This window comes from Aquitalea sp. ASV15 (assembly GCF_016429115.1).
In the GTDB taxonomy this organism is placed as follows: domain Bacteria; phylum Pseudomonadota; class Gammaproteobacteria; order Burkholderiales; family Chromobacteriaceae; genus Aquitalea; species Aquitalea magnusonii.
In genome coordinates this window covers 1-8927 of sequence record NZ_JAELTZ010000087.1, presented here as the reverse complement: position 1 = coordinate 8927, position 8927 = coordinate 1, and the positions used below count along the sequence as shown (strand labels likewise).

Genomic DNA, 8927 nt, shown 5'->3' with positions numbered 1-8927 from the left:
GAATGGTATCGTCCAGCAGATCGCCGGGAGCCGGCAATTGCGGGGCGTGGCCGTCCAGGTTCTTGAAAATGCGTTCCACCACCTGCAGCACATCGTTTTTGCGCTCGCGCAGGTAGTCTTCTTCGATGGCGTCGAACTGCTCCACCAGCAGGTCACACTGCAGCTTCAGCGCCCATTCGGCATTGCAGCGCTGCTTTTCAATGATTTCGCGTGGTTCGCGCGAGATGGTGACATCGCCCAGCAGCATGATGTGCAAGGACAGGAAGGCGCCCAGCTCGGCCGGTGCATTTTCCGGGATGCTCCCCCACAGCATTTCCAGCTCTTTGCGCGTGGCGCGCACCGCCTCGTCGAAGCGCGCCATCTCGGCCGGGATGTCTGCGTCCTCCAGGCCGTAATGCGCCACATCGTCCATGCTGCGCGAGATGAGATGGGCCCGGCCAATTGCGATGCCGCCACCAATGGCCACACCATGCAGGGTGATATTCATCGTCCCATCCCCTCCTCAAGCGGGCTGATTCATTCAGCCTCGTCAAACCGGTTGTTGATCAGTGCCACCAGCGCATCCAGCGCTTCCTGTTCATCAGGACCTTCCACATCCAGCTCGATGGTGGAGCCCTTGGCCGCAGCCAGCATCATCACCCCCATGATGCTCTTGCCATTGACGCGGCGGCCATTGCGGGCAATGCCCACATCGCTCTTGAAGCGGCTGGCAAGCTGGGTGAATTTACTCGATGCGCGAGCATGCAGGCCAAGTTTATTGATAATTTGTATTTCAACGCGCAGCATTACCGTCCCCCGGTAGAATATAAAGCACACCTTCCAGCCCGCCGGTAATGGCCTTGCTGACCACGATCTCCAGTGGCTGGCTGCTATAGCTGAGCGCTCGCACCAGCATGGGCAGGCTGACGCCGGCAACGGCCTCGACCTTGCCCGGATTGATCAGCCGGCTGGCGATATTGGATGGCGTGCCGCCATACATATCTGTCAACACCACCACGCCATCGCCCTGTTCCAGGCGTGCCACCAGCGCAGCGGCTTCGACCAGTTTCTGATCCGGATCCTCGGTTTTTTCCACCGCCAGCGTGGCGATATTGTCCGGGTCCCGTCCCAATACGTGCCGGGCGCAGTCCAGTAGACAGGCGCCCAGATTGCCATGTGATATGACTAGTACACCAACCATGCCCGAGTCTTCTTGTCCGTAACGGTTATTGGCACACAGCAGGTTTTATCCCGCTGTACTCATGTCTGCGGCGAATCCGCCATTGTAGCAGGCCCGTTTTCCACCCGCCGGTACCAGGCCAGTTTATCCGCCAGCGTGACCACGCTGCCCACTATGATAAGCGCAGGCGAGGCAACGCCATAGGAAGAAATCAATGCCGGCAGGCTGCTCAGAGTGCCGGTCAGCGTCCGCTGCCGTGCCGTGGTGGCCCATTCGATCACCGCCACCGGGGTATCTGCCGGCTTGCCATGCTGGATGAAGGCGGCACACAGCTCCGCCGCCATGGTCAGCCCCATGTACACCACCACGGTCTGATCCGGGCGGGTGAGTGCCGGCCAGTCCAGATTGATGCTGCCATCTTTCTTGTGGCCGGTGACAAAGGTGACCGACTGGGCATGGTCGCGGTGGGTCAAGGGTATACCGGCATAGCTGGCCGCGCCATTTGCCGAGGTAATGCCCGGCACCACCTCAAACGGAATGCCATGCTCGGCCAGGGTTTCGATTTCCTCGCCGCCGCGGCCGAAGGTAAAGGGATCGCCCCCCTTCAGGCGCAGCACCCGCTTGCCTTCGCTGGCCAATCTTACCATCAGCAGATTGATGTCTTCCTGCGGCAGGCTGTGGTTGGCACGGGCCTTGCCCACATAAATGCGCTCGGCGTCGCGCCGTACCAGTTCCAGCAATTCCGGAGCCACCAGGTTGTCATGCAAGACCACGTCGGCCTGCTGCATCAGGCGCAGTGCGCGGAAGGTGAGCAGGTCCGGATTGCCGGGACCGGCTCCCACCAGGTAGACCGCGCCACTGGGCGTGTCCTGGGTGCTGGCCAGCCGCTTTTCCATTTCCTGACAGGCGGCTTCTTCACGGCCATTCATCACGGCTTCGGCCACCGGGCCTTCCAGCACCGATTCCCAGAAGGCGCGGCGCGCTTCCACATCGCCGAAACGGGCTTTCACCTTGTCGCGAAAGCGCGCGGAAAAGGCGGCCAGCAGGCCGAAACCGGCCGGGATGATGCTTTCCAGCCGGGCACGCACCAGCCGCGCCAGCACCGGGACCGCTCCGCCGGAAGAGACGGCGATCACCAGCGGCGAACGGTCGATGATGGCTGGCGTGATGTAGGTCGACAATTCCGGATCATCCACCACATTCACCGGAATATTGTGAGCCTGGGCTGCAGCGGAAACCTGCTGATTCACCGCGCGCTGGTCGGTGGCGGCCACCACCAGCCGCATGCCGGCAACCTGCTCGGAAGCGAAATACCCTGGCAACCAGTGCAGGCTGCCCTGCTGCGCCATTTCGCCCAGTTCGGCGGTCAGCTCAGGCGCAACCACGGTGATGCGGGCAGCGGCCGCCTTGAGCAGACGAATCTTGCGCAAGGCGACATCGCCTCCCCCCACCACCAGGCAGGGCGCATCCTGCAGCTTCAGAAAAATCGGAAAGTAATCCATGCATCGCTCCACAAGCAATGGCCACAGCATACTTTATTTGTTGCATAAAAACGACGAGCGGCCGGCACTCTGCCTGATTTTCGTCATCACATCTTTGCGGCGAAATGCCATGATGGAATGAAGCACTGCCCACACAGCCGTGCCAAGGGTCGCCGCGGCAGACCGTCTGCGGGCTGCGGCAGGAGCGGTGCAAGGCCAGCGCGGGATGGGCTTGGCCGGTGCTGGCACTCGGCAAGAGATAAACAGCGCAACTTCAGGAAGCGGCGGGTACTCATTGAATATCTTCAGATCAACATGCAGCAGAACAGGCTACGGCACGGTCTTGATACTGGCGCTGGGCAGCCCGCTGGCCTTGGCGGGCGAACTGCCTCACGCCACCTGGGACTGGCCGCTGGCCAGCCTGCTCGGTGCTGCGGCCGGGATCTGGCTGGGCAGCCTGTGGCAGCGACGCCGCCAGGAGCAAGAGCAGGCAGATACCCTGCGCTTTCTGGTGGAACACTCCAGCGCCGCGCTGCTGGCACTGGACGGACAAGGCCAGTTGCAAGCAGCCGGACAGGGCTGCACCTCCCTCTTAGGGCGGCAACCGCGCAGCCTGGAGGACTGTGGCCTGCCGTCGGCGCTGTGCCAGGCATTGCAACAGCAGACTGCTTTGCTGGCACCTCCGCAGCATGTCGAACTGCAGGATGCACAGGGCCGCACCCGCCAGCTCGGTCTGCAGCACATCGTGTTGCCGGCCGGCAGAGCGCCGGGCAACTGGCGACTGCTGCTGTTGCATGATGCCGGCGAGGAAGGCCGCCCGGTGCAACTGGGCAATGCCATCAGCACGGTATTGCAAGGCACGCGCATCGGCCTGTGCGAATTCGACCTGGGCAAACAGCAGGTCAGCTGTTCGCCCGGCTCGCTGCACAAGCTGCTGGGGCTGGATGCGCAGCTGGAAAAAATGAGCCTGGACGACTGGCTGCAGCTGCTGCATCCGGAAGACCGCCCCTTGCTGGAAAACGCCCTGCAGGCAGCCTGCCATCACCCGGCCACCAGCCATAGCCTGGAATGCCGCATGCGGCACGCCGACCAGCATTGGGAATGGCTGGAGCAGAATCTGCAAGCCGATCCGCAAGCGGGCGACGGGGCCATCGTGCTGGCGCTCAATCAGGTCATCACCGCGCGCAAGCTGGCCGAGGCCGCCATGCGGCGGCGCGAACAGGAGTTCCGCACCCTGGTGGAAAACTCCACAGACATCATCGCCCGCTACGATCTGGAACTGCGCTGCCAGTTCATCAATCGCAGCGTCAGCCGTTACTCGCCGCTGATCCGCGATGAGCATATCGGCAAAACCGTGGGCGAAAAGGGCTGGCCGGCCGATGTGGTTGCGCTGTTCGAGTCGCAATGCCGGCAATTGATCGACACCTGGGAGCCGCGCTGCTTCGAAATGGAGCTGCTGGCGCATAACCGGCGCTATATTTTCGAAACCCGGCTGTTTCCCGAGTTCGACAGCAATGGCAAGCTCACCAGCATTCTGTCAGTCGACCGGGAAATTACCGACACCCGCCAGGCCAATCGTCTGCTGAGCGAAGAAAATGCGGTGATGGAGATGATCGCCTCCAATCAGCCGCTGCAAGACACGCTGGCGCAGATCTGCACCATGATCGAATCCCAGCTCACCGGCGGCTTGTGTTCGGTGATGCTGCTGACCGAAGATGGCCAGCACCTGCATGTCGCCTCCGGCAACAGCCTGCCAGCAGGCTACAGCGCACATATTGAAGGCATTGCCATCGGCCCCGAGGTCGGCTCCTGCGGCACCGCGGCCTACTGGAAGCGCACCATCATCGTCGAGGACATGGAAAATAGCCCGCTGTGGCAGCCCTATCTGGAACTGGTGCGCCCCTACCGGCTGCGCGCCTGCTGGTCGACGCCACTGTTCAGCAGCACACGCGAGCTGCTGGGCACCTTTGCCATTTACTACACCGAGCCGCGCACGCCCAACCCCGATGAAATGCGGCTGGTTTATCGCAGCTCACACATCACCGCCATTGCCCTGCAGCGTGACATCCACGAGAAAAAGCTGTTCCAGCTGGCCACCAAGGACGAACTGACCCGGCTGGACAACCGCCGTCACTTTCTGGAGCAGGCCGAGCGTGACATCAAGCGCAGCCAGCGCTACCAGCAGCCGATGGCCGTGCTGATGATGGACCTGGACCATTTCAAGAACATCAACGACCAGTACGGCCATGCCGCTGGTGATCAGGTCATCACCCACTTCGCCACGCTATGCCGTGAGGTGCTGCGCACCTCGGACCTGACCGGGCGACTGGGTGGCGAGGAGTTTGCCGCCCTGCTGCCCAATACCGGTGGCAGCGCTGCGCTGGCGGCGGCCGAACGGATACGCGAGGCGGTCAGCCAGAGCCGGGTCGAAGTCAACGGGCAGCAGATCCACTACACCGTCAGCGTGGGGCTGTCCTTGCTGCGCAGTACGGATCTGCATGTGGATGACCCGCTGAAGCGGGCCGACAAGCTGCTGTATCAGGCCAAACACTTGGGACGCAACCGGGTTTGCCATGACCTGCCGCCAGCGCTGGATTAAAATGGCGCTTTTGTCTGGCAGCCGCCCATCGTGATTCACTGGCACACCGACTATCTGTCCCACCCGCTCTACCAGCCGCTCTGCGCGCTCATCACCAAGCTGCCTCTGGCCGACTGGCCCGGGCAGGCCGACTACGACCGGCTGCGGCAACTGGCCGCGCCAGCCGGCCTCCCCGCCGGCCTGCGCTTTTGCTGCGACCTGGAGGCAGCCGCCTACTACGAAACCCATATTGCCGACACCGGCGAAGTGCCCACCCGCAGCGGCAACTGGCACGACTGGTTCAATGCCCTGGCCTGGCTGGCCTGGCCCTTGAGCAAGGCCGCGCTGAATGCGCGCCATGTACGCGCCATCCGCCGTGGCGAGATCCAGCGCGGGCCGCGCCGTGATGCCGCCACCTTGCTGGATGAATGCGGGATCATCGTCGCCTGCGCCGAGCCGGCACTGGGGCAGGCGCTGGATGACATGCAATGGCAAACGCTGTTTGTGCAGCGGCGGGACGCCTGGGGGCGGCAGATCAGCGTGCATGCGTTGGGGCATGCGCTGTTTGAAACCGGCCTGACACCGCATCTGGGCTGGTGCGGCAAGGCGCTGCTGCTGGCGGTGGAACCGGACTTCTTCGCCCAGCCCGAGGCCGTGCAGCGCGAGCAACTGGACAGCCGGCTGGCCAGCATGCTGGCCGATGACGACTGGCTGGCCAGCCCGCGCCAGCTATGGCCGCTCCCCTTGCTGGGCATTCCCGGCTGGTGGCCGGATAACGAAAACCCGGCCTTCTACCAGAATACCGACTACTTCCGCCCCAGCCGGCGGGCAAAGTCTTCCAGCGACACACTCTGAAGCCGCTCGGTCACCGTGCCGAGCAGGTTTTCGATGCCCTGCCCCACCTCATCGTCATTGGCCAGGTCGGCGCGGTAGACAAACAGCTGGAACAGTTCGGACAGCGGCACCACCGCCAGCTTTTTCATCAGCACCCAGCCATCGCGCTGGCCTTTCTGCACATAGCCATGCAGCGCCAGCTTGTCCAGCACCAGGCCCAGCTCGTCGTAGCCTATCTTGACCTGCTGACGCAATTGCACCGGGGTCAGGCTGCAACCCTGCTCCTGTGCCGCATCCAGCATCAGCAACACTTCCACCGCATCCAGAAAACGTCGCCGCGGCTCAAAGCGCCGCCGCCAGGCCCCGCCTTCCCAGTAGGAGAGCGATGCGGTAAACACCGCCCCGGCCAATACCACCATCCACAGGCAATACACCCAGAGCAGGAAAATCGGAATGCTGGCAAAGGCCCCGTACACCAGCTGGTAGCTGGCCACCTGACCGATGTAATAGCCAAAACCGAGCTTGGTCAGCTCCAGCAGCAGCGCGGTAATCATCGCCCCCAGCACCGCGTGCCGGATGGGCACAAAGCGGTTGGGCACAATGCGGTACAGCAGCGACAGCACGATGCCGGTCAGCAGGATGGTGCCACCCGCCTCCACCGCACTGGCCAGCAAGGGCATGGTTTTTTCGAAACGGGTGAACTTGAGCAGCCAGCGCCAGGACAGCAGGCCACCGCCCAGCACCAGCGGCCCCAGCGTCAGCACCGTCCAGTACACCATGCTCTGCTGCAGCCAGGGCCGGCCGCGGCGCACACTCCAGATGGCATTGAAGGTGCGCTCGATGGTGGACATCAGCATCAGCGCCGTCACCCCCAGCATGATGATGCCGGCGGCAGTGAGCTTTTCCGCATTGTCGGCAAACTGGCGCATATAGACGGAAATCACCTTGCCGGCGAATTCCGGCACCAGCGTGGACAACAGCAATACCTTGAAACGCGTGCTGTAGTCGGAAAACACCGGAAAGGCGGAAATCACCGTCAGGGCAATGGTGAACAGCGGCACCAGTGCCAGCAGGGTGGTGAAGGTCAGGCTGCCGGCAACCTGCAGCACGCGCAGGCTGCTCATGCGGCGGATCAGGAAGCCGGAAAAACCGATTTGCGTTGCATACTTGGTAGGCAGTTTCATGAGGCGCAAGGTAATTCAGCCACCGCCGGCTGGCAAGCGGCAAGCTTGTGGTGCCACCCGCGCGGCGGCTTTACGTTTGGCATACGGTCTTCATACAAATTAACAGATGGAAACTGGTATCATGCTGCCAGTTCACCCTGGTTGCCGCCATCCCTCACTGTGGCGGCCCTTCCTCTGGATATCGCCGTGCAAGACATCCTCGTACTCTATTACAGCCAGCATGGTGCCACCGCCGAGCTGGCCCGGCTGATTGCCCGTGGCATCGAAAGCGTGCCCGGCTGCCAGGCACGGCTGCGCACCGTGCCCAAGGTTTCCACCGTCTGCGAAGCCAGCGCACCGGCCATCCCGGCCAGCGGTGCACCCTATGTGGAAAAAAGCGATCTGGCCGAGTGCATAGCCCTGGCGCTGGGCAGCCCCACCCGTTTTGGCAATATGGCCGCCGCCATGAAGTACTTCATCGACAGCACCAGCGGGGAATGGATGGCCGGCGCACTGGCCGGCAAGCCAGCCTGCGTGTTCACCAGCTCCTCGTCCATGCATGGCGGGCAGGAATCCACCCTGCTGAGCATGATGCTGCCGCTGCTGCACCACGGCATGCTGCTGGTCGGCCTGCCCTATTCCGAGCCGCAACTGGCTGCCACCCAGAGCGGCGGCACCCCCTATGGCGTCAGCCATGTGGCCGGGGTGCAGAACGACCGCCCGCTGTCGGCCGACGAAAGCAAGCTGGCCTTTGCCCAGGGCAAGCGGCTGGCCGAAGCCGCCCTGCGGCTGCAGCAACCGCTGTAATACAGGGCGGGCGCGCTGGCCAGGCTGGCGCACCCGCCGATTTCTTACCTCTTGCGCAGCACGGATTGCTGCGCCGGGAACAAGCTTTATGTGTGGAATTGCCGGTTTCTTTTCCCGGACCCCCGTTGCCGCGGCAACGGCCGATGCCATGTTGCTGGAACTGGCCCGGCGCGGGCCGGATGCCGCTCATCAGTTGCGGCTGGACCAGCACGGTCAGCGCGCGGCGGATGACGCCATTCACAATGCGCTGCTGCATGCGCGGCTGTCCATCATCGACCCGCGCCCCGAGGCCGACCAGCCCATGGGCAACGACGATGGCCAGATATGGATCTGCTACAACGGCGAGGTATACGACTGGGAAAATGACAAGCGTGAGCTGGAACAGGCTGGCGCGGTGTTCCGCACCCATTCCGATACCGAATTCATCCTGCGCGGCTACCAGGCCTGGGGCATCGATGGCCTGCTGACTCGCCTGCGCGGCATGTTTGCCTTTGCCATTCTCGATCTGCGCCAGGGCAAGGTGCACCTGGCGCGTGACCGCATGGGCGAAAAGCCGCTGCTGTACTCACTGCTGGATGGCAACCTGGCCTTCGGCTCGCTGGTGCGCGCGGTGCTGCCGTTTGTGCCATTGGCTCAGCGCCAGTTCTCGGCCAGCGCCATCGATGCCTATCTGGCGCACCGCTACATTCCGGCCCCGGCCACGGTATTCCAGCCCATCCAGCGGCTGGAAAACGGCTATTGCCTGGAGTTTGACCTGAGCAGCCGTCAGCTGAACAAGCGCCGCTACTGGCAACCCGGGGCCGAAACCGGCGACTGGCTGCCGGAACTGGACCGTGCCGTGGCCATGCGTACCGTGGCCGACCGTCCACTGGGCGTGCTGTTGTCCGGCGGCATTGACTCCACCC

The 8927-nt window shown here is 63.2% G+C and carries 9 protein-coding genes; 4 read left to right on the top strand and 5 right to left on the bottom strand.

Annotated elements, in window-relative coordinates; translation table 11 throughout:
• From JHD64_RS20275 to cysG, 4 genes are all read right to left on the bottom strand, one after another.
• Positions 1 to 487 (bottom strand): phosphoenolpyruvate-utilizing N-terminal domain-containing protein (locus JHD64_RS20275; RefSeq protein ID WP_304506669.1); only part of this gene is annotated, 487 nt, incomplete at its 3' end.
• A 29-nt stretch (positions 488 to 516) separates the two neighbouring features.
• Entirely contained in the window at positions 517 to 786 is a 270-nt protein-coding gene (locus JHD64_RS20270; RefSeq protein WP_059284424.1) for an HPr family phosphocarrier protein, read from the bottom strand.
• Positions 773 to 1180, bottom strand: a complete 408-nt coding sequence (locus tag JHD64_RS20265; RefSeq protein WP_059284423.1) for a PTS sugar transporter subunit IIA — start codon at positions 1178 to 1180, stop codon at positions 773 to 775. The genes JHD64_RS20270 and JHD64_RS20265 overlap by 14 nt, the downstream gene beginning before the upstream one ends.
• A 59-nt stretch (positions 1181 to 1239) precedes the next feature.
• A complete protein-coding gene (cysG, locus tag JHD64_RS20260) occupies positions 1240 to 2661 on the bottom strand; it encodes a siroheme synthase CysG (protein ID WP_199055349.1) in 1422 nt (473 codons plus the stop codon).
• A 322-nt stretch (positions 2662 to 2983) separates the two neighbouring features.
• Between cysG and JHD64_RS20255 the strand changes: the two genes are divergently transcribed.
• Together JHD64_RS20255 and JHD64_RS20250 are read left to right on the top strand one after the other, a co-directional pair.
• Positions 2984 to 5239 carry a diguanylate cyclase gene (locus tag JHD64_RS20255; RefSeq protein WP_199055347.1) on the top strand — a complete coding sequence of 752 codons (2256 nt, stop codon included), beginning with the start codon at positions 2984 to 2986 and terminating at the stop codon, positions 5237 to 5239.
• Positions 5240 to 5269: 30 nt separating this feature from the next.
• Positions 5270 to 6073 carry a DUF3025 domain-containing protein gene (locus JHD64_RS20250; protein WP_199055338.1) on the top strand — a complete coding sequence of 268 codons (804 nt, stop codon included), beginning with the start codon at positions 5270 to 5272 and terminating at the stop codon, positions 6071 to 6073.
• Here the strand turns inward: JHD64_RS20250 and JHD64_RS20245 are convergent.
• Positions 6025 to 7236, bottom strand: a complete 1212-nt coding sequence (locus JHD64_RS20245; RefSeq protein ID WP_059284419.1) for a YihY family inner membrane protein — start codon at positions 7234 to 7236, stop codon at positions 6025 to 6027. The genes JHD64_RS20250 and JHD64_RS20245 overlap by 49 nt on opposite strands.
• Before the next feature lie 186 nt (positions 7237 to 7422).
• On the opposite strand from JHD64_RS20245, the gene wrbA reads away from it, so the two are divergent.
• Complete coding sequence (gene wrbA, locus JHD64_RS20240) at positions 7423 to 8022, top strand: NAD(P)H:quinone oxidoreductase (RefSeq protein WP_059284418.1); 600 nt, start codon at positions 7423 to 7425, stop codon at positions 8020 to 8022.
• 148 nt (positions 8023 to 8170) lie between these two features.
• Positions 8171 to 8927: asparagine synthetase B (locus JHD64_RS20235; protein WP_233170633.1), on the top strand; the 757-nt coding region annotated here is incomplete at its 3' end.